Source organism: Vibrio gazogenes (genome assembly GCF_023920225.1).
Taxonomy (GTDB): Bacteria; Pseudomonadota; Gammaproteobacteria; order Enterobacterales; family Vibrionaceae; genus Vibrio; species Vibrio gazogenes.
This window is the reverse complement of record NZ_CP092587.1, coordinates 3,183,998-3,202,700: the sequence shown is the minus strand read 5'-3', so window position 1 is coordinate 3,202,700 and position 18,703 is coordinate 3,183,998. Positions and strand designations below refer to the sequence as shown.

The window sequence follows — 18,703 nt, the reverse complement described above, 5'->3', positions numbered from 1 at the left end:
CCCGACCGATTTGGTCGGGTCATTCAGCGAGCGCTCTAACCAACTGATGGGTTAGGGTTGGGCAATGACTTCCAATGGCCATCCCATATCGGTTTGTCGGTTGGCTTCAATTTCCAGTTCAGCTTTGGTTAATGGGTTCGCATCGAGCCACTGGGCATTCAGCGATAATTGGAGCGTGTCTTCCGAGCAATCCAGTTTCACATGAGGTTCGAGTGCTGAATTGCGCCGGTGGCTTAGTAATACCGCAAGACGTAAGAGCCTGAGTAAGCGTTTACTACTGGCGCCTGAAAGGGCGTATTGTTCTGGCATGGAAGTGATATTATCGCGATAGCGACGGACCAATTCACCAAGACAATAACGCTGTGCGCGGGTAAAACCGGGCAATTCCGAATGCTGGATCAAATAAGCACTGTGCTCCCCGCCTTTTTTATAATCCACAGCTAAACCGATTTCGTGTAACTGTGCGGCTGCTCTGAGCAGCATTTCTGCCTGTGGTTCGACGATCCATGCTGTGCCACCGCACTGGTTAAACAGTTTACTAGCGAGGTCTGAGACCTGACCCGCGTATACCGTATCGATTTGATAGCGACTCTGGATACTGTGGATGGTTCGCTCTCGGATGTTATCCTGACGTAATCCTTCAATCATTTCATAAACCAGACCTTCCCGAAGAGCTCCGCCTGCCAGTGTCATGGCTTCGATCTGGAATTCCTCAAATATGGCAATCAGGATCGACAGACCGCTTGGGAAAACCAGCGCTCTTTCCAACGTTAGTCCTTCGATTTCGAGCTCTTCGAGATGATCGGCTCGCATTGCCTGATTTTGAAGGCGTTTCAGCTTGCTCAGCGTAATGACTTCGTCCATCCCCTGAGCCAGCATGATTTCCTGTAACGCTTGAACTGTACCGCTGGCACCGACACAGATGTCCCAGCCGATTGTGCGATATTGTTGCAGAATCGGCGTTAGCATCTTTTTCGCGTCTTCGATCGCATGTTCGAAGTTTTCTTGAGAGAGCTGACGATCTCTGAAGTGTTTTTCGAGCCAAGTGACACAGCCCATTTTTAAACTGGTTAAGGCTTTGGCCTCGAAACCTTCACCAATAATCAGTTCGGTACTTGCGCCACCGATGTCAACGACGAACCGACGTCCGCTGCCACCGGAGGTATGGGCAACCCCTTTATAAATGGTCGCCGCTTCTTCTTCACCTGGAATGGTTTCGATGGGATGTCCGAGTATCTGATTGGCCTGACGCAAAAATACATCGACATTGATGGCCGTTCGAAGGGTTGCGGTTCCGACGATGCGGATATTTTCCTTGGGAATATCCTGTAATCGTTCTGCAAACAGACTCAGACAATCCCAACCCCGCTGCATCGCCTCCTGACTGAGTGCATTGTTCTCATCCAGTCCGGCTGCAAGTCTCACTTTACGTTTAATTTTGGCCATCGTCTGTATACTGCCTTCAACATGACGAACAATCAGCATATGAAAGCTGTTTGAACCCAGGTCGATGGCAGCATAGAGGGGTGAAGATACGGCTTGGCTCATAGATTCACTCAGCTATTTTTATTCTGGTGGTTGTTTGGTCGCGGACGTTTTCTGGATGAATTATTACCACGTCCATTCTGACGTCCAGATCGAGAACCACCAGTATTGGTTCTTCTTGATGTTTTTGATGAAGCAAGCTTTAACGGACTGGGTAAGTCAGTTAATAGGGCTGATGGATCATAATCAGAAACCGGAATTGAATGTTCGATATACGTTTCTATTCCCGGCACATTGATAGCGTATTCTTCGCAGGCGAAGCTAATCGAATGACCACTTTCTCCGGCTCTGCCCGTCCGACCAATCCGGTGTACGTAGTCTTCACTGTCATCTGGTAAATCGTAGTTAAAGACGTGAGTGACCTGAGGGATATGTAGTCCTCGTGCAGCAACATCGGTCGCGACTAAAATATCCAACTGACCCTGAGTAAATTGTTCCAGAATGCGTTCCCGTTTTTTCTGCGGCACATCACCGGTCAGCAGTCCGACACGATGACCATCGGCAGCCAGATGCCCCCAGACTCGTTCACACTTATGTTTGGTATTGGCAAATATGATTGCTCTGTCCGGCCACTCTTCTTCAATGAGGGTTTGCAACAAAGCCATTTTGTGTTCATTCGATGGGTAAAACAGTTCTTCCTTAATTCGATGTCCGGTTTTTTGCGCCGGTTCGACGACGACATGCTCCGGGCTGTTCATGTGCTCAAATGCTAATTCCTGAACCCGATAAGAGAGGGTGGCGGAGAATAACATGTTCAGCCGATTCTTCGGTGGCGGCATCCGGCGGAACAGAAAACGAATATCTTTGATAAAACCGAGATCAAACATTCGGTCTGCTTCATCGAGAACGACCACCTGAATATGGTTCAGATTGAAGACTTTTTGTTTATAGAAATCGATAATCCGACCGGTTGTTCCGATAAGAATATCAACACCTTGCTGTAACTTGGACTGCTGTTTATCGTAACTTTCACCACCATAAGCCAGTGCGACTTTTAAGCCGGTACTTTGAACCAGTGGTTCTGCATCGTTAAAAATTTGTATCGCTAACTCACGAGTTGGTGCCATAATGATTGCTCGTGGCTGAGTTGGCTCCCGCTCTTCTTGAGCAGGTGTCGTTAGCAGATGATTAAAGGTTGCAGCAAGAAACGCAAGCGTTTTACCAGTCCCAGTTTGGGCCTGGCCTGCAATGTCATGGCCGGAGAGCACTACCGGCAGCGCCAAGGCTTGGATTGGGGTGCAATAAGCAAACCCTTTTTGTTCCAAACCTGCTGTAACTTGAGGGTCTAATCCCAAGTCGGCGAATTTTTGCTCTGTGATATGCGTCTTTTTCATCACTATAGAATATCAGCTTAAGCTTGCAATACGGAAGTAAATACATTCCAATAGAGCATCAAATTACTGGTTGTTATGCAACTGGTCCAAGAAAATACATTGGAGTTAAAGATGAGTGATAAGATTTTGCAGCTCACCGATGACACGTTTGAAAGTAGTGTAACCGATGCTAAAGTCCCTGTACTTGTTGATTTCTGGGCAGAATGGTGTGGTCCATGCAAAATGATTGCACCAATTTTAGATGAAATTGCGAATGAGTACGAAGGTAAAATCACGATCGGTAAATTAAATATCGATCAAAACGCGGCTACACCACCGAAATTCGGTATTCGTGGTATTCCAACATTACTTTTATTTAAAAATGGTAGTGTTGCAGCAACAAAAGTTGGTGCGTTGTCAAAGACTCAGCTTAAAGAGTTTTTAGACGCCAATTTATGATGGCTGAAAACCGTACATAGAGATATGTACGGTTTTGCACATAGAAATAAAACAAAATCTAGACTAGGCTAATAAATAGTGCTAGGTTATTGCACACTAATGAATCATATGTTCACTTCTTGGTCAATCCTGAGGCCAAATCCATCTTAACACTACTAAACAGATCCTAATTTTGACTAAACAAGTATCCACCACAATGAATTTAACAGAATTAAAGAACAAACCTGTGTCTGAGCTCGTGCAGCTGGGTGAGAGCCTGGGGCTTGAAAACCTCGCGCGGTTAAGAAAACAAGACATTATCTTCTCTATTTTAAAAGCTCACGCAAAAAGTGGTGAAGACATCTTTGGTGATGGCGTATTAGAAATTCTCCAGGACGGCTTTGGTTTTTTGCGTAGTGCAGACAGCTCTTATCTGGCTGGACCTGACGATATTTATGTGTCACCGAGCCAGATTCGTCGTTTCAACCTGCGTACAGGTGATTCGATTGCTGGAAAGATTCGGCCACCAAAAGAAGGTGAACGCTACTTTGCGTTACTGAAAGTCAATACAGTCAATGCTGATAAACCGGATAACGCCAGAAATAAGATTTTGTTTGAAAACCTGACACCGCTACATGCCAATGAACGGATGGTGATGGAACGCGGCAACGGTTCGACTGAAGATATTACTGCTCGCGTTTTGGATTTAGCATCACCAATCGGAAAAGGTCAGCGTGGCTTGATTGTTGCACCACCGAAGGCTGGTAAAACAATGCTGTTGCAAAATATCGCTCAGAGCATTGCTCACAATCATCCCGAGTGTATTTTGATGGTGCTGCTGATTGACGAACGTCCGGAAGAAGTGACAGAAATGCAACGTTTGGTTAAAGGTGAAGTCATTGCTTCTACCTTTGATGAACCGGCATCTCGGCACGTTCAAGTGGCCGAGATGGTCATTGAGAAGGCGAAACGTCTGGTTGAACACAAGAAAGATGTTGTGATCTTATTGGATTCAATTACACGTTTGGCGCGTGCATATAACACGGTTGTTCCTTCTTCGGGCAAAGTCCTGACTGGTGGTGTGGACGCGAATGCGCTCCATCGACCTAAGCGTTTCTTCGGAGCTGCTCGTAATGTTGAAGAAGGCGGTAGTTTGACGATTATCGCGACAGCCTTGGTTGATACCGGTTCGAAGATGGACGAAGTTATCTACGAAGAGTTTAAAGGGACAGGGAATATGGAATTACACCTGAACCGTAAGATTGCGGAAAAACGTGTATTCCCTGCGATCGACTTCAACCGTTCAGGCACGCGTCGTGAAGAGTTACTGACCAAAACCGACGAGTTACAGAAAATGTGGATTTTGCGCAAAATCGTTCACCCGATGGGAGAAAGCGATGCGATGGAATTCCTCATTGATAAACTGGCGATGACAAAGACGAATGATGAGTTCTTTGATGCGATGAGACGCCAGTAAAATCTAGATGGTTCTAATCATGAAAGCGCCACCGGAAACGGTGGCGCTTTTTCTTGCATTTCATAAAAGATGCACCGAAAATAAAAATTAGATGTTACATGGAGGTTAACACATGCCACAAGGAACGTGGGTATCGCAACTCCTGCTCTGTTTTTGTTTCATTTGCTTTTCGGCTGCTGCGCAATCATTGGACGCACAAAGCCGTAATCAACTGTTACAAGCCCCCACCATTCAGCACCAAGTTGAAGCGTTCAAACAGCTGATTGCTGATGATAAAATTGATTCTTTAACTTTTGCCTTACAGCGGTTGGCCTTACCTCAGCAAGAGGCTGTTCGTTTTTTACTACTCCGGGCTCTTGAACAAGAAAAGACCATCTTTTCTGCACAAGCGGAGCGCTTTATCGAACAACAGCGCTTGATTTCACCGGTTTATTATCTCACCAATCAGGCTGAAGGATTCGAATTTTCCACGCCAGCATTTGATTACCCTGCGGTTGCCAATCGCTTAGTCAAAACCTGGCAACAGGAGAAAAGTATCCTCGATTTTGTGTTAAAAGTTGAACAGCATGAATTGTCGTTACAACAATGGTTATCCGAAGATAAACGTCAGAGCCATGCTCGGGAATCTTTGTTGATTCAGGAGTTGGACAGCTTATCGGAGTCGGGATTGGATTATTTGGCAAAGCAGGTGATTGATGCCAGTATTCGTAGCTGGTTACCTTCGACACGAGTCATGGTTGCATTGGCTCGGACAAGTCAGAATCAAGATGTTTACCGGTTATTGTGGTTGATGAAATCAGATGATCACTCTGTCGCTGAATTGACTCGGCTGTCTGGTTTGACAGACGATTTTTCGGTGCAGCAAGTGATGGCGGCGAGCAAAAACCCGAGTTTGAGAGCACAGGCGATTGAAGCTTTAGTTCAACTTAATCCAATGCCTGAACCGGTCAAAACGTATTTGGTTCAGGAGCTGAGTCAGGAAGAGGCTCCCTATGTTGCTCAGGTATTGGTGAATGCCGGATACGGGAATTGGTTGGATGAATTGCTAAAAGCAAACCGTCAAATGAAGCTTCGTGTACTGAGTCAGGTATTGAGATAGTCACACTCTGTGTATTACCACTGTTTTATTTGCTCCTTTATGGCAGCACCATTGAAGAGTTCAGGAACGCTAACACAATAGAAAAAAGAAAATTCAGAGTTGTTTCGTTTTTGTTATACTGCCTTCGATATCACATTCAGGCAGAAGTCTTATGATTTTTAAGGATTTACGCGATTTTATCGATTATTTGGAAAAGCATGGTCAATTGAAACGCATTCAGCATCCGATTGACCCTCAATATGAAATGACTGAGATCTGTGATCGGACCTTAAGAGCGGGCGGGCCTGCACTTTTATTTGAAAATCCAGTTGGTTATGACATACCGGTACTGGCAAATCTATTTGGTACGCCGCAACGCGTCGCGATGGGGATGGGTCGAGTGGATGTCAGTGAGCTTCGTGAAATCGGTCAGTTGCTTGCTTACCTTAAAGAACCTGAGCCGCCCAAAGGCTTTAAGGATGCAATCGATAAACTCCCGGTCTTTAAGCAGGTCTTAAATATGCCGGTGAAACGTTTGAAAAAAGCACCTTGTCAGGACATTATCTGGCAAGGCGATGATGTTGATTTAGATAGAATACCGGTGATGCGTTGTTGGCCGGGTGATGTAGCTCCGCTGTTGACTTGGGGGCTGACAATCACCAAGGGACCGACGAAAAAACGACAAAATTTAGGGATCTACCGACAACAAAAACTCAGTAAAAACAAAGTCATCATGCGTTGGTTTCAACATCGTGGCGGAGCATTAGATTTCAGGGATTGGCAGGTTGAGCATCCTGGGGAACCTTTTCCGGTTTCTGTGGCTTTCGGCGCTGACCCGGCCACAATTTTGGGGGCCGTGACGCCAGTGCCGGATACACTTTCTGAATATGCATTTGCCGGATTATTGAGAGGCAGTAAGACCGAAGTTGTCCAATCAATCAGTAATGATCTGGAAGTGCCGGCCAGCGCAGAAATTGTGCTCGAAGGGTATATTGATCCGAATGAGTATGCAGACGAAGGACCTTATGGCGATCATACCGGCTATTTTAATGAAGTTGAGCGTCATCATGTCTTTACTGTGACTCATGTGACAATGAGAAAGCAGCCGATTTATCATAGTACCTATACGGGAAGGCCACCGGATGAGCCAGCTGTTCTCGGGGAAGCATTGAATGAAGTTTTTGTCCCTATTTTACAAAAGCAATTTCCGGAAATTGTCGACTTTTATCTTCCTCCCGAAGGATGTTCCTATCGGATGGCTGTCGTCACGATCAAGAAGCAATATCCCGGTCATGCCAAGCGAGTCATGATGGGAGTTTGGTCTTTCTTACGTCAATTTATGTATACCAAGTTTGTGATTGTCTGTGATGATGATATCAATGCTCGAGATTGGAAAGATGTTATCTGGGCGATTACTACGCGGATGGATCCTGCCCGGGATACGACGATGGTTGAAAATACGCCAATCGATTCTCTGGATTTTGCATCACCGGTTTCGGGGCTTGGCTCTAAAATGGGACTGGATGCAACCAATAAATGGGAAGGCGAGACCGCTAGAGAGTGGGGTAAGGAGATCCGTAAAGATCCGGAAGTTGTGCGCAAGATCGATGCGATCTGGGATGAGTTAGGCATCTTATGACCTTTACGGTACGCTTGCTGCCCGAAAATATTGAATTCACCGTAGAACGCGGGCAAACCGTGTTAGATGCGGCAATTCGTCAGCAAATCCCTTTCCCACACCGTTGCCGGGTCGGTGCGTGTGGGATGTGTTTGTGCAAAAAGCTTTCGGGAGAAGTTTCCTATCAACTAGAACCAATGCTGACGGAAGAAGAGCAGTCTCAGGGATGGATATTTTCCTGTCAGGCCTATGCTCAAACTCATTTAGTCCTTACTTGGGATGAGTAAGGAAGAGGAATCAGAATGATCATAACATGTAAAGTAAACTCAGTTCGGCCTTTAGCCAGCAATACATACCGTATTCTTCTTCAACCTGAATCACCCGTTGATTTCCATGCGGGTCAGTACCTGTTGGTGGTGATGGCAGAGGGAGATAAACGTCCGTTTTCGATTGCCAGTAGCCCATGTCGGCAAGGTGGCGAACTTGAATTACATATTGGTGCTGCTGAACATAATGCCTATGCCGGTGAAGTTGTTGATGCTATGAATACAGCATTGCAGCACGATGGTGAGATCACCATTGATGCTCCGCATGGGAATGCTTGGCTGAAAGAAGATACGGCGCGTCCTTTATTACTGATTGCCGGAGGTACGGGATTCAGTTATGTACGCTCGATTCTGGATCATTGCCTGAACCAGAATATTCAACGTGATATCTTTCTTTATTGGGGAGCAAAAGATGTGCTCCAGCTCTATGCATTTAACGAATTACGTGATTTAGCGGCTCAACATGCCAGACTCACATTTACACCAGTTGTAGAGATATCAACCGATCCGCTTTGGGACGGCAAAGTAGGCAATGTGTTGCAAGCAGTCTGTGCTGATTTTGAATCGTTGGAAGAATTTGATATCTATATTGCGGGTCGATTTGATATGGCAGGAGCCGCTCGGGAACAGTTTACTCAAAATAAGCACGCGAGAAGTGAACGTATTTATGGTGATGCATTTGCATTTATTTGATTCGAACTGTCATGATATACACGAAAAAGCCTCCGATCGGAGGCTTTTTTAATGCGTGAAATAGCTGTTTGGAACCATCTAAAGTATTTGTTTTAAAATCCGGTCAGCTTTTACCCGACGAATCCTTTTCAGTAAGCGCTGAACCTCGGCCGGATAATTTTCGAAATCATCTAACTGTTTATAAGTACAGACTAACTGTGTGTGCTGAAGAATGTTGTCAAATTCTTGTTCAAATTGAGTCTGAAGATGAGCATGGTCATCCTGAATTAAAATGCCATTTTCCAGATCAAGTTTCCATGCTCTGGGATTGAGGTTATTGCCGGTGATAAGCATATAACGTTTATCAATCCACACCCCTTTTAAGTGAAAACTGTTGTCATCGTGCTTCCACAGATGAATTGATAATTGCCGGCTGGCAATTCTGGCTTCATTCGATTTAGCAAAACGACGCAGATTTAATTCATACAAATAAGGTAACCCACCGATAGTTTTAAATGTTTCTTCCGGTGGAATATAAAAATCATTCGCGGTTTTATCGCCCACAATAATATGAATCTTTACGCCGCGCTTGAGGGCTTTTTTGACCTGACTGGCAATATTATTCGGGAAATTAAAATAAGGCGTACAAATAATAATTTCTTCTTTCGCTTGAGCAATCAGGTAACTGATATATTGATTCAGCCGATTACCTCGCTTACCAACGCCCACTAATGGCGTCAGACCGATTTGGTCCTGCGAGACTGGCTGATCAGGCACCTGATAGGTTGCTTGTGCCAACTGGGTCCGGAACTGGCGAATAATGGTTTTTAAATCCTTCGTTGCAGGACGTGAGGGATTGGCCAGATTGTTGACAGCCGGATGAGACAATAAGTGCTCACGAATAAATTCGCCCATCGAGTTGGCAAGATCGCGGTTGTGAAATGAATGATAGCGGTCAAAACGGTAACGATTCTGATAATGCAGATAGATGTTATTCAGGCTGGCACCACTGTAGATCACTTCATCATCGACAATGAAACCTTTAAGATGTAGCACCCCGAAGACTTCCCGCCCTCGGACGGGGATACCATAAACCGCGATGGGGTGTTCATTGTCTTGGGCAAATGATTCATACATCACAGCATTACCCTGAGACTGTTTCGCACCGATCAGGCCTCGTTGAGCGCGGTGCCAGTCCACACAGATCACAATATCCAGTTGGGGATTTCTTTGTTTCGCTGCATAAAGTTCAGACAGAATTTCCTGACCGGCATCATCAGCTTCGAGGTAGAGTGCAACAATATAAATTCTGTGATTGGCTTGTCTAATTGCCTGAATCAAGTGATGCCGAAATTGTTCTGCGGAGTACAGGACTTGAAAATCTTTTGGCTCTAACGCAATAGTGGGTAGCTGTTCGAATAGATTTCTACGAGCAATCATCGTGGATGCGGTACCTTCAATTCAAGTGGATGCGATATAGCAAAGCCCCGATACTATCAAATTCGATGAATGAATTGCTATATCTAAGTCACTTCAGATCGATCATTTCCGTTTGTCAGCAAAAAATGGACAGAAAATGACGGCGTTCTAATCTTGAAGTGGCGGGGAATATTGCATCGGAATGATATCTTTGCCTTGATGACGATAACGTTGATAGAGATGGTTAATTTCTGCCGGCAGTGCTTGTGGTGACTGAACTGCAAAATGATGTTGATGATAAAAGTTCTCTAAATGACGATAAGAAAAACAAAAGACATGCTGATTGAGAACATGTGTTTCACAGTAATTCAGTAGTTGATGACCAATGCCTTGAGTGCGTAATTCTTTGGCGACGGCCATTCCCGTTAGAAGCAGATGAGAAGTACCAATATGGCGAAAGCGAACCACGGCACAGAGTTGATTGGCAGCGCTCGCAGTATAAATGCGTTCATTGCGTTTCGGTTTTGCTGTCGGGTAGTGCTGTTTATAAAAGCGTTGCACCAAAGGAAGTTTGAGTGGATCTAACATTTCGAAAGATAAATGATCCATAGGATGTCTGAATGGGCCTCATCTGATATAGAATAGCCGTAGTCTATGTGATTTAAAGAAAACCATGCAAATATATCTCAACGAAAATCTCAGTGCTTATCATACGTTCGGTATTGAGCAGTCTTGTCGGGTGTTGGTGACCGTCAATACTGTTGCAGAATTAATTGATGTTTATCGTCACCCGGAATGGCAATCGTTGCCAAAAATAGTGCTCGGCAAAGGCAGTAATGTGTTGTTTACCGAGTTCTATGAAGGGGTCGTGATTATTAATCAATTGCAGGGGATTGATGTTCAGGAAGATGAAAGTCACTATTTTCTTCATGTTCAGGGCGGTGAAGATTGGCCTGAATTGGTGAGGTGGAGTGTATCGCAGCAGATTCCCGGATTGGAGAATTTAGCCATGATTCCCGGATGTGCCGGCAGTGCGCCAATCCAGAATATCGGTGCTTATGGTCTCGAATTTCAGGATATATGTGACTATGTTGATTATCTCTGCCTTAAGACGTTTCAAGTCGTTCGTTTGAATCGTGCGGAATGCTTATTTGGATATCGTGATTCGATTTTCAAGCATCGGCTTTACCAGCAGGCAGTTGTTGTCGGTGTCGGACTTAAGCTTGCTAAAGTATGGCAACCTCGTCTGAAGTATGGGCCATTGCAGCAGTTAGCGAGCAATTGCTCACCCGCTGAAGTATTTGACTGTATCTGTGATATCCGTACCCGTAAACTGCCAGATCCGACAGTCATCGGTAACGCCGGTAGCTTTTTTAAGAATCCTGTTTTAACTGAGGCGCAGTTTCAGTCTTTGGCGATGAATTATCCGGAGGTTGTCAGTTATCCGGCGCCATCGGGAATGAAAGTCGCAGCCGGCTGGCTAATCGATCAATGTGGTTTGAAAGGGTTTCAAATCGGTGGTGCAGCCATTCACGAGCAACAGGCGTTAGTTCTGATTAATCATCAGCACGCGACGGCATCGGATGTGATTCAGCTTGCCGCTCATGTATATCGCTGTGTCTACGAAAAATATGGTGTGGCTTTGGAACACGAAGTGAGATTTATCGGTCGCAGTAGCGAAGTTTATTTGGATATGTGGCTGAAGGAGCAACGATCATGAAAGAACATCATGCCAAGCTGACGATTCTGTCGACCTTAGCCGATGGTGGTTTTCATTCCGGTGAAGCATTGGGGGCCGCTTTAGGGATCTCCAGAGCGGCTATCAGTAAACATATCCGGGGAATTCAGGATTGGGGCGTTGATATCTTTCGCGTGCAAGGGAAGGGATATCAACTGGCTCAGCCTATGCGGTTATTGGATCAAGATTATATTCAGCATCAAGTATCGACGCCTGTTTATTTGCACCCGATCATTGATTCGACCAATCAGTATTTATTGGATCGTGTCGGTTCATTAACCTCCGGGACCGTTTGTCTTGCTGAATATCAGCAAAAAGGTCGGGGACGGCGGGGGAGGCACTGGGTTTCACCATTTGGAGCAAACTTATATTTCTCAATGTACTGGCGATTGGATGCAGGCATGGCAGCGGCCATGGGGCTGAGTTTAGTCGTTGGTGTTGCTGTTGTTGATGCCCTGAAGACGCTCGGTGTTGATGAAATTAAACTGAAATGGCCCAATGATTTGTACTATCAAGATAAGAAATTGGCCGGTATTTTAGTTGAAATGTCAGGGCAAGCCGGTGAAGCTGCGCATCTCGTTATTGGTATGGGTATGAATTTATCGATGGCACCGCAGACGCAACAGATTGATCAACCTTGGAGTAGTCTGGCTCAGGTGATCGGCAAAGATAACATTGATCGTAATACACTTGCCGTGGCCTTGATTCAATCTTGGTCCCGGACGATGGAAACATACGAAAGAGAAGGAATGAAGAACTTTGTCGAAAGATGGAACAAAGTCGATAACTTCATTGATCGTCCCGTTAAGTTATTAATGGGGGAGCGTGTGATCACGGGAATTGAACGGGGTATCGATGCTCACGGTGCGGTGTTATTGGAAACCGAGCGGGGGATTGAAAGTTATGTCGGCGGGGAGATTTCTCTGCGAGGTCATGATCCTGCAGCGTCTTGAGTTATGTAGAGATTGAGATGATTGAGGAATGGGGCATCGGTTGACTCAGGGTGACGTGTGAGCCCCATTCAAAACTGTGTTCTCAATAAAACTATGTTTGCAGTAAAACTACTGCCGTAGCAAAATTTCTTCAACAGTGTGGTTGACGCCCTTACGAAGTATCAGCTGCGCTCTTTCCCGCGTTGGTAAAATATTTTCCTGCAAGTTTTTCCCATTGATCGCTTTCCAGATATTCCTCGCGATAGAGGAAGCTTCCGACTCACTTAGTTTCGTGTAGTGACTAAAATAGGATCCCGGCCTTTTAAAGGCACTATGGCGGAACTTCATAAAACGTTCGATATACCACTTTTCAATGAGAGACGATTCAGCATCGACATAGATGGAAAAATCCAGAAAATCTGAAATGAAAACGCGGTGTGGGGCATGGGGATAATCCATTCCACTTTGTAAGACGTTAAGCCCTTCAATCAACAAAATATCGGGTGCATGAACCATTTTTACTTCATCGGTAATGTCATAAGTCAGATGAGAATAAATGGGGGCAGAGATGTTTTTCTTTCCTGCTTTGACATCAGAAACAAACTGTACCAGACGTTTAATATCGTACGATTCTGGAAATCCTTTTTTCTGCATGATGCCTTTTTCTAACAGCACTTCATTGGGATAAAGAAATCCGTCCGTGGTAATCAGTTCAACTTTGGGGTGGTTGTCCCAGCGAGACAATAATGCTTTGAGCAGCCTTGCTGTTGTGCTTTTCCCGACCGCGACACTACCTGATATACCAATAATAAAGGGAGGGGCGATGTTGGCATGGCCGAGAAATTGGTTTAAGACGGTATTACGGCTCTGTCTGGCTGCGACATACAGGTTCAGTAGCCGCGCTAATGGTAAGTAGATTTCAACAGCTTCTTTCATACTTAGTGATTCGTTGATGCCTTGTAGTTCAACTAAATCATCTTCTGACAAAGTCATGGGAACGGAATTACGAAGATCCGACCACTGGCGTCTGTCGAATGAGAGATAAGGATCCATAATCTTTCCAACGGTAGAAATCGGATAAAAGAGCAACATACCTCAAGAAGAAGATAAAGCAACAAAGAATGGCTATATATTTCATCAGTTCCTACGAAAACTGTTTGAAAAAACAACAAATAGATAAAAACAAAATAAAATTGTATTTTTTTTCCTTGAAACACTTGCAAGCAAAGAAATCATTCAATAGAATTCGCCCCACTTATGCGCCGACTTAGCTCAGTAGGTAGAGCAACTGACTTGTAATCAGTAGGTCGCCAGTTCGATTCCGGCAGTCGGCACCATTTTCTCTTTGTTATATAAAGAGAAAATTTAAAAATTTGGAGGGGTTCCCGAGTGGCCAAAGGGAGCAGACTGTAAATCTGCCGGCACTGCCTTCGATGGTTCGAATCCGTCCCCCTCCACCATATTCTTAAGGAAATAGCTCTTAGGATTAAATACGTGTGCGGGCATCGTATAATGGCTATTACCTCAGCCTTCCAAGCTGATGATGCGGGTTCGATTCCCGCTGCCCGCTCCAACCTTTCCGAGTGCTGATATAGCTCAGTCGGTAGAGCGCACCCTTGGTAAGGGTGAGGTCCCCAGTTCAAATCTGGGTATCAGCACCACTCTAAGCAAATATTTCCTTTTGTTATATACTTTACTACCAGTAAATTTTGGTTGCGTGGTCATGAAAGCCACCTTAATCCGTACCTAGAGGGACAACTGATGTCTAAAGAAAAATTTGAACGTACGAAACCGCACGTAAACGTTGGTACTATCGGCCACGTTGACCACGGTAAAACAACACTAACAGCAGCGATCTGTACAGTGCTTTCTAAAGTATACGGCGGATCAGCACGTGACTTTGCGTCAATCGATAACGCACCGGAAGAGCGTGAGCGCGGTATCACAATCGCGACTTCACACGTAGAGTACGATACACCGACACGTCACTACGCACACGTAGACTGCCCAGGACACGCTGACTATGTTAAAAACATGATCACAGGTGCGGCGCAGATGGATGGTGGTATCCTAGTTGTAGCAGCGACAGATGGTCCAATGCCTCAAACACGTGAGCACATCCTGCTAGGCCGTCAGGTAGGTATTCCTTACATCATCGTATTCATGAACAAATGTGACATGGTTGATGATGAAGAGCTGCTTGAGCTGGTAGAAATGGAAGTTCGTGAATTGCTTTCAGAATACGATTTCCCAGGAGACGATCTGCCAGTGATTCAGGGTTCAGCGCTGGGCGCACTGAACGGTGAAGCGCAATGGGAAGAGAAAATCATTGAGTTAGCGACAGCACTTGACGAATACATTCCAGAGCCAGAGCGTGTGATTGACCAGGCATTCTTGCTGCCAATCGAAGACGTATTTTCAATTCAGGGCCGTGGAACAGTTGTTACAGGTCGTGTAGAGCAAGGCATCATTCGAGTTGGCGACGAAGTTGAAATCGTTGGTGTAAAAGATACCACGAAGACAACATGTACAGGTGTAGAGATGTTCCGTAAGCTGCTTGACGAAGGTCGTGCGGGTGAGAACGTAGGTGTGTTGCTGCGTGGAACGAAGCGTGATGAAGTAGAACGTGGTCAAGTCTTGGCGAAACCAGGTTCAATCACGCCACACACGAAGTTTGAGTCAGAAGTATACGTGTTGTCGAAAGATGAAGGTGGTCGTCACACACCATTCTTCAAAGGGTATCGTCCACAGTTCTACTTCCGTACAACAGACGTAACAGGCAGCATCGAGCTTCCAGAAGGCGTAGAGATGGTGATGCCAGGCGATAACGTGAAAATGATTGTCGAGCTGATTGCCCCAATCGCGATGGATGAAGGTCTGCGCTTTGCGATCCGTGAAGGCGGTCGTACAGTAGGTGCTGGTGTTGTAGCAAAAATCTTTGCATAATGATTTGACTCAGCACTAGTAAAAAGGGCATCATTTGATGCCCTTTTTCTGCGTTGAAGATTTATTTTGACGATTTGTTAGTCAAAAGTAAAAGGTTTGAGACAGAGAAGGTATCTTTGTTTCTGAAAATGAGCATCGAACGCTTATTTTTGTTAGTTTGCCCTGCAACAGTGGGGTTTATTGTCGTCTATATTTAGATTTGTGACAGGTTGGGTTATGAAAGCAAATCATGCTGAAACTCCTGAGAGCTCAAATGCAGCAGATAAACTGAAGTGGTTGATTGCTATTGTTCTATTGGCTGCCGCTGTTGTGGGTAACTCCTTTTATGGTGAAACGGTTTCTGTCGTTATTCGTTCTGCTGGTGTTATTGTGTTAATTGCCGCCGCATTAGGTCTTGCAGCAATTACTGTGAAAGGTAAAGAAGCGGTGAGCTTCGCGCGAGAAGCGCGTATGGAAATTCGTAAAGTAATATGGCCTACACGTCAGGAAACTGTGCAAACCACATTAATTGTTCTGGCCGTCTGTGTTGTGATGGCTCTGGCATTATGGGGTATTGACGGTATTATGGTTCGCCTTGTTGCATTTGCGACTGGAGTATAGAGGGTTTAATTCATGAGTGAAGCTCCCAAAAAACGCTGGTATGTTGTTCAAGCCTTCTCTGGATTCGAAGGTCGAGTGGCGCAGTCACTACGTGAACATATCAAAATGCATGGAATGGAAGAGTTGTTTGGTGAAGTATTAGTACCAACGGAAGAAGTTGTTGAAATGCGTGCCGGGCAACGCCGTAAAAGTGAAAGAAAATTCTTCCCTGGCTATGTACTCGTCCAGATGATCATGAATGATGAATCTTGGCATTTGGTGCGTAGTGTTCCCCGAGTGATGGGATTTATCGGTGGGACATCTGATCGTCCGGCACCGATTACCGATAAAGAAGCCGATGCAATATTGAATCGGCTGGAGAAAGCGAGCGAAGCTCCGCGGCCGAAAACGATGTTTGAAGCTGGTGAAGTCGTTCGGGTTAACGATGGACCATTTGCTGACTTCAACGGTACTGTTGAAGAGGTTGATTACGAGAAGAGTCGTTTAAAAGTCTCTGTCTCAATATTTGGTCGTGCAACACCAGTCGAGCTTGAATTTGGTCAGGTTGAAAAACTAGATTAAAAAATCATCTTTTTAGACTTGTTTAAGGCGCGAAATTTGACTATAATTTCGCGCCTTTTTACAGGTCTTCACTAGAAACGGGGAGCTGATCAGTGGATTAGCGTTAGTACCCATTATGTAGGAAATATCATGGCTAAGAAAGTTGAAGCTTATATCAAGCTGCAAGTTGCAGCAGGTATGGCAAACCCAAGTCCACCAGTTGGTCCAGCACTGGGTCAGCGTGGTGTTAACATCATGGAATTCTGTAAAGCGTTTAACGCAAAAACAGAATCTGTAGAGAAAGGTCTTCCGATTCCAGTTGTTATCACTGTATACAGTGACCGTTCTTTCACTTTTGAAACTAAGACACCACCAGCGGCTGTGCTTCTGAAGAAAGCTGCAGGCGTCAAATCTGGCTCTGGTCGTCCTAATACAGAAAAAGTGGGTACAGTAACTGACGCGCAAATTCAGGAAATCGCAGAAACTAAAGCTGCAGATATGACTGGTGCAGATATCGAAGCAATGAAGCGTTCTATCGCGGGTACTGCTCGTTCAATGGGTCTAGTGGTAGAGGGTTAATATCATGGCAAAACTAACTAAGCGTATGCGTACTATCCGCGAAAAAGTGGATGTTACTAAAGAGTATGAGATCAACGAAGCTGTTGCATTGCTGAAAGAGCTGGCAACTGCAAAATTTGTTGAATCTGTTGATGTTGCTGTGAACTTAGGTATTGATGCACGTAAATCTGATCAGAACGTTCGTGGTGCAACTGTACTGCCTCATGGTACTGGTCGTGAAGTCCGTGTTGCTGTTTTCACTCAGGGTGCAAACGCTGATGCAGCAAAAGAAGCTGGTGCTGACCTAGTTGGTATGGAAGATCTTGCTGAGCAAGTGAAGAAAGGCGAACTGAACTTTGACGTTGTTGTTGCATCTCCAGATGCAATGCGTGTTGTTGGTCAGTTAGGTACTATCCTTGGTCCTCGTGGTCTGATGCCAAACCCTAAAGTTGGTACTGTAACACCAAACGTTGCTGAAGCGGTTAAGAACGCGAAGGCTGGTCAGGTTCGTTACCGTAATGACAAAAATGGGATCATCCATACAACAATCGGTAAAGTTTCTTTCGATGTTGAACAGTTGAAAGAAAACTTAGAAGCACTGCTTGTTGCACTGAAAAAAGCAAAACCATCTACATCGAAAGGGGCTTATGTGAAGAAAGTAAGTCTTTCTACAACGATGGGCGCTGGTGTTGCAATTGATCAGGCAACTTTAAGCACTCAAGCTTAATTTATTTGCTTAGGCGTGAAATTTATGTATAATTTTGCGCCTAATATTTGTGGTTGGGGCTGAACCTTGGTTCTTTGAACTATAATCCAGTCTCCGTCCAAGACCGTAGGCGTCGTCTCTGACGGCTTAATCAAACCTACGTAGATGGTGCCCGAACTGACGAAAGCTCTATTTTTATAACTTTCTTCTGGGACTGCACCTAAAAAGCTCTCACTGTTGATGAAAATAGTGAGTGGTGTAACGACAACCAGGAGTAAATCCAAGATGGCTTTAAATCTTCAAGACAAAAAAGCAATTGTTGCTGAAGTCAACGAAGCAGCCAGTGGTGCACTTTCTGCAGTTGTTGCTGATTCTCGTGGTGTTGAAGTAAGTGCGATGACTTCTTTGCGTAAACAGGCTCGTGAAGCTGGTGTTTACGTGAGAGTGGTTCGTAACACACTAGCACGCCGCGCAGTTGAAGGCACAGACTACGAATGTCTGAAAGAGGTATTCGTAGGTCCTACTTTGATTGGTTTCTCTAATGAGCACCCAGGTGCTGCAGCGCGTCTTTTTAAAGACTTTGCGAAAGAGAATAAAGATTTTGAGATCAAAGCAGCTGCATTCGAAGGTTCTATCGCTGATGTCGAAGTACTAGCAACTCTACCAACTTACGACGAAGCTATTGCACGTCTGATGATGTGTATGAAAGAAGCTTCTGCTGGCAAGTTGGCACGTACTATCGCTGCTATCCGCGACCAAAAACAAGAAGCTGCATAAGGCTTGCTTTTTACTGGTTG

At 45.1% G+C, this 18,703-nt stretch carries 19 protein-coding genes and 4 tRNA genes; 18 read left to right on the top strand and 5 right to left on the bottom strand.

Going from position 1 to position 18,703, the window contains the following annotated elements:
• Positions 1-51: 51 nt before the first annotated feature.
• Together gppA and rhlB are read right to left on the bottom strand one after the other, a co-directional pair.
• Positions 52-1,548, bottom strand: a complete 1,497-nt coding sequence (gene gppA, locus MKS89_RS14230; protein WP_072962412.1) for a guanosine-5'-triphosphate,3'-diphosphate diphosphatase — start codon at positions 1,546-1,548, stop codon at positions 52-54.
• Between the two features lie 8 nt (positions 1,549-1,556).
• The gene (rhlB, locus tag MKS89_RS14225) at positions 1,557-2,879 is read right to left on the bottom strand and encodes an ATP-dependent RNA helicase RhlB (RefSeq protein ID WP_072962414.1); all 1,323 of its coding nucleotides are present in this window, start codon (positions 2,877-2,879) and stop codon (positions 1,557-1,559) included.
• A gap of 111 nt (positions 2,880-2,990) precedes the next feature.
• Here rhlB and trxA point away from each other — a divergent pair, with 111 nt between their 5' ends.
• The 6 genes from trxA (at position 2,991) to fre (ending at position 8,488) form a co-directional block, all read left to right on the top strand.
• Positions 2,991-3,317, top strand: coding sequence for a thioredoxin TrxA (gene trxA / locus MKS89_RS14220; protein WP_072962444.1), 327 nt, complete (start codon positions 2,991-2,993; stop codon positions 3,315-3,317).
• Between the two features lie 196 nt (positions 3,318-3,513).
• Positions 3,514-4,773, top strand: coding sequence for a transcription termination factor Rho (rho, locus tag MKS89_RS14215; protein ID WP_072962415.1), 1,260 nt, complete (start codon positions 3,514-3,516; stop codon positions 4,771-4,773).
• 112 nt (positions 4,774-4,885) lie between these two features.
• Positions 4,886-5,872 carry a hypothetical protein gene (locus MKS89_RS14210; RefSeq protein ID WP_072962417.1) on the top strand — a complete coding sequence of 329 codons (987 nt, stop codon included), beginning with the start codon at positions 4,886-4,888 and terminating at the stop codon, positions 5,870-5,872.
• Positions 5,873-6,023: 151 nt separating this feature from the next.
• The gene (gene ubiD / locus MKS89_RS14205) at positions 6,024-7,490 is read left to right on the top strand and encodes a 4-hydroxy-3-polyprenylbenzoate decarboxylase (protein ID WP_072962420.1); all 1,467 of its coding nucleotides are present in this window, start codon (positions 6,024-6,026) and stop codon (positions 7,488-7,490) included.
• Positions 7,487-7,756 carry a 2Fe-2S iron-sulfur cluster-binding protein gene (locus MKS89_RS14200; RefSeq protein ID WP_072962422.1) on the top strand — a complete coding sequence of 90 codons (270 nt, stop codon included), beginning with the start codon at positions 7,487-7,489 and terminating at the stop codon, positions 7,754-7,756. The genes ubiD and MKS89_RS14200 overlap by 4 nt, the downstream gene beginning before the upstream one ends.
• Positions 7,757-7,771: 15 nt before the next feature.
• Entirely contained in the window at positions 7,772-8,488 is a 717-nt protein-coding gene (gene fre, locus MKS89_RS14195) for an NAD(P)H-flavin reductase (protein ID WP_072962424.1), read from the top strand.
• A 78-nt stretch (positions 8,489-8,566) separates the two neighbouring features.
• Here the strand turns inward: fre and pssA are convergent, their stop codons facing one another.
• Together pssA and MKS89_RS14185 are read right to left on the bottom strand one after the other, a co-directional pair.
• On the bottom strand, positions 8,567-9,907 hold the full coding sequence (pssA, locus tag MKS89_RS14190) for a CDP-diacylglycerol--serine O-phosphatidyltransferase (protein WP_072962426.1): 1,341 nt from the start codon (positions 9,905-9,907) through the stop codon (positions 8,567-8,569).
• Between the two features lie 147 nt (positions 9,908-10,054).
• Positions 10,055-10,495 (bottom strand): GNAT family N-acetyltransferase, encoded by a 441-nt coding sequence (locus MKS89_RS14185; protein ID WP_072962429.1) that lies wholly within the window; start codon positions 10,493-10,495, stop codon positions 10,055-10,057.
• Between the two features lie 64 nt (positions 10,496-10,559).
• Between MKS89_RS14185 and murB the strand changes: the two genes are divergently transcribed.
• Entirely contained in the window at positions 10,560-11,606 is a 1,047-nt protein-coding gene (gene murB, locus MKS89_RS14180; protein ID WP_072962430.1) for a UDP-N-acetylmuramate dehydrogenase, read from the top strand.
• Positions 11,603-12,577 (top strand): bifunctional biotin--[acetyl-CoA-carboxylase] ligase/biotin operon repressor BirA, encoded by a 975-nt coding sequence (birA, locus tag MKS89_RS14175; RefSeq protein WP_072962433.1) that lies wholly within the window; start codon positions 11,603-11,605, stop codon positions 12,575-12,577. The genes murB and birA overlap by 4 nt, the downstream gene beginning before the upstream one ends.
• A gap of 108 nt (positions 12,578-12,685) precedes the next feature.
• Here birA and coaA read toward each other — a convergent pair whose 3' ends face one another.
• Positions 12,686-13,609: a type I pantothenate kinase gene (coaA, locus tag MKS89_RS14170; protein ID WP_072962435.1), complete on the bottom strand. Its 924-nt coding sequence runs from the start codon at positions 13,607-13,609 to the stop codon at positions 12,686-12,688.
• Between the two features lie 208 nt (positions 13,610-13,817).
• On the opposite strand from coaA, the gene MKS89_RS14165 reads away from it, so the two are divergent.
• From MKS89_RS14165 to rplJ, 10 genes are all read left to right on the top strand, one after another.
• Positions 13,818-13,893: transfer RNA gene (locus MKS89_RS14165), tRNA-Thr, on the top strand.
• A gap of 38 nt (positions 13,894-13,931) precedes the next feature.
• Positions 13,932-14,016: transfer RNA gene (locus MKS89_RS14160), tRNA-Tyr, on the top strand.
• 38 nt (positions 14,017-14,054) lie between these two features.
• Positions 14,055-14,129, top strand: a tRNA-Gly gene (locus tag MKS89_RS14155).
• 12 nt (positions 14,130-14,141) lie between these two features.
• Positions 14,142-14,217 (top strand) — tRNA-Thr (locus MKS89_RS14150).
• 100 nt (positions 14,218-14,317) lie between these two features.
• Complete coding sequence (gene tuf, locus MKS89_RS14145; protein WP_252518335.1) at positions 14,318-15,502, top strand: elongation factor Tu; 1,185 nt, start codon at positions 14,318-14,320, stop codon at positions 15,500-15,502.
• A 216-nt stretch (positions 15,503-15,718) separates the two neighbouring features.
• A complete protein-coding gene (gene secE, locus MKS89_RS14140) occupies positions 15,719-16,102 on the top strand; it encodes a preprotein translocase subunit SecE (protein ID WP_072963402.1) in 384 nt (127 codons plus the stop codon).
• 12 nt (positions 16,103-16,114) lie between these two features.
• The gene (gene nusG / locus MKS89_RS14135; RefSeq protein WP_001287510.1) at positions 16,115-16,663 is read left to right on the top strand and encodes a transcription termination/antitermination protein NusG; all 549 of its coding nucleotides are present in this window, start codon (positions 16,115-16,117) and stop codon (positions 16,661-16,663) included.
• A gap of 129 nt (positions 16,664-16,792) precedes the next feature.
• On the top strand, positions 16,793-17,221 hold the full coding sequence (gene rplK, locus MKS89_RS14130; protein WP_021021755.1) for a 50S ribosomal protein L11: 429 nt from the start codon (positions 16,793-16,795) through the stop codon (positions 17,219-17,221).
• A 4-nt stretch (positions 17,222-17,225) separates the two neighbouring features.
• Positions 17,226-17,927, top strand: a complete 702-nt coding sequence (rplA, locus tag MKS89_RS14125) for a 50S ribosomal protein L1 (RefSeq protein WP_072963399.1) — start codon at positions 17,226-17,228, stop codon at positions 17,925-17,927.
• A gap of 264 nt (positions 17,928-18,191) precedes the next feature.
• Positions 18,192-18,683, top strand: coding sequence for a 50S ribosomal protein L10 (rplJ, locus tag MKS89_RS14120; RefSeq protein ID WP_021021752.1), 492 nt, complete (start codon positions 18,192-18,194; stop codon positions 18,681-18,683).
• Positions 18,684-18,703: the final 20 nt, after the last annotated feature.

What these genes read in the sequence shown, in the direction of transcription:
- birA (WP_072962433.1), top strand. Translation starts at nt 11,603, where the DNA reads ATGAAAGAACATCATGCCAAGCTGACGATTCTGTCGACCTTAGCCGAT.
- pssA (WP_072962426.1), bottom strand. Translation starts at nt 9,907, where the DNA reads ATGATTGCTCGTAGAAATCTATTCGAACAGCTACCCACTATTGCGTTA.
- MKS89_RS14210 (WP_072962417.1), top strand. Translation starts at nt 4,886, where the DNA reads ATGCCACAAGGAACGTGGGTATCGCAACTCCTGCTCTGTTTTTGTTTC.
- rplK (WP_021021755.1), top strand. Translation starts at nt 16,793, where the DNA reads ATGGCTAAGAAAGTTGAAGCTTATATCAAGCTGCAAGTTGCAGCAGGT.
- murB (WP_072962430.1), top strand. Translation starts at nt 10,560, where the DNA reads ATGCAAATATATCTCAACGAAAATCTCAGTGCTTATCATACGTTCGGT.
- rho (WP_072962415.1), top strand. Translation starts at nt 3,514, where the DNA reads ATGAATTTAACAGAATTAAAGAACAAACCTGTGTCTGAGCTCGTGCAG.
- trxA (WP_072962444.1), top strand. Translation starts at nt 2,991, where the DNA reads ATGAGTGATAAGATTTTGCAGCTCACCGATGACACGTTTGAAAGTAGT.
- nusG (WP_001287510.1), top strand. Translation starts at nt 16,115, where the DNA reads ATGAGTGAAGCTCCCAAAAAACGCTGGTATGTTGTTCAAGCCTTCTCT.
- rplJ (WP_021021752.1), top strand. Translation starts at nt 18,192, where the DNA reads ATGGCTTTAAATCTTCAAGACAAAAAAGCAATTGTTGCTGAAGTCAAC.
- MKS89_RS14185 (WP_072962429.1), bottom strand. Translation starts at nt 10,495, where the DNA reads ATGGATCATTTATCTTTCGAAATGTTAGATCCACTCAAACTTCCTTTG.
- rhlB (WP_072962414.1), bottom strand. Translation starts at nt 2,879, where the DNA reads ATGAAAAAGACGCATATCACAGAGCAAAAATTCGCCGACTTGGGATTA.
- MKS89_RS14200 (WP_072962422.1), top strand. Translation starts at nt 7,487, where the DNA reads ATGACCTTTACGGTACGCTTGCTGCCCGAAAATATTGAATTCACCGTA.
- ubiD (WP_072962420.1), top strand. Translation starts at nt 6,024, where the DNA reads ATGATTTTTAAGGATTTACGCGATTTTATCGATTATTTGGAAAAGCAT.
- coaA (WP_072962435.1), bottom strand. Translation starts at nt 13,609, where the DNA reads ATGGATCCTTATCTCTCATTCGACAGACGCCAGTGGTCGGATCTTCGT.
- rplA (WP_072963399.1), top strand. Translation starts at nt 17,226, where the DNA reads ATGGCAAAACTAACTAAGCGTATGCGTACTATCCGCGAAAAAGTGGAT.
- secE (WP_072963402.1), top strand. Translation starts at nt 15,719, where the DNA reads ATGAAAGCAAATCATGCTGAAACTCCTGAGAGCTCAAATGCAGCAGAT.
- fre (WP_072962424.1), top strand. Translation starts at nt 7,772, where the DNA reads ATGATCATAACATGTAAAGTAAACTCAGTTCGGCCTTTAGCCAGCAAT.
- tuf (WP_252518335.1), top strand. Translation starts at nt 14,318, where the DNA reads ATGTCTAAAGAAAAATTTGAACGTACGAAACCGCACGTAAACGTTGGT.
- gppA (WP_072962412.1), bottom strand. Translation starts at nt 1,548, where the DNA reads ATGAGCCAAGCCGTATCTTCACCCCTCTATGCTGCCATCGACCTGGGT.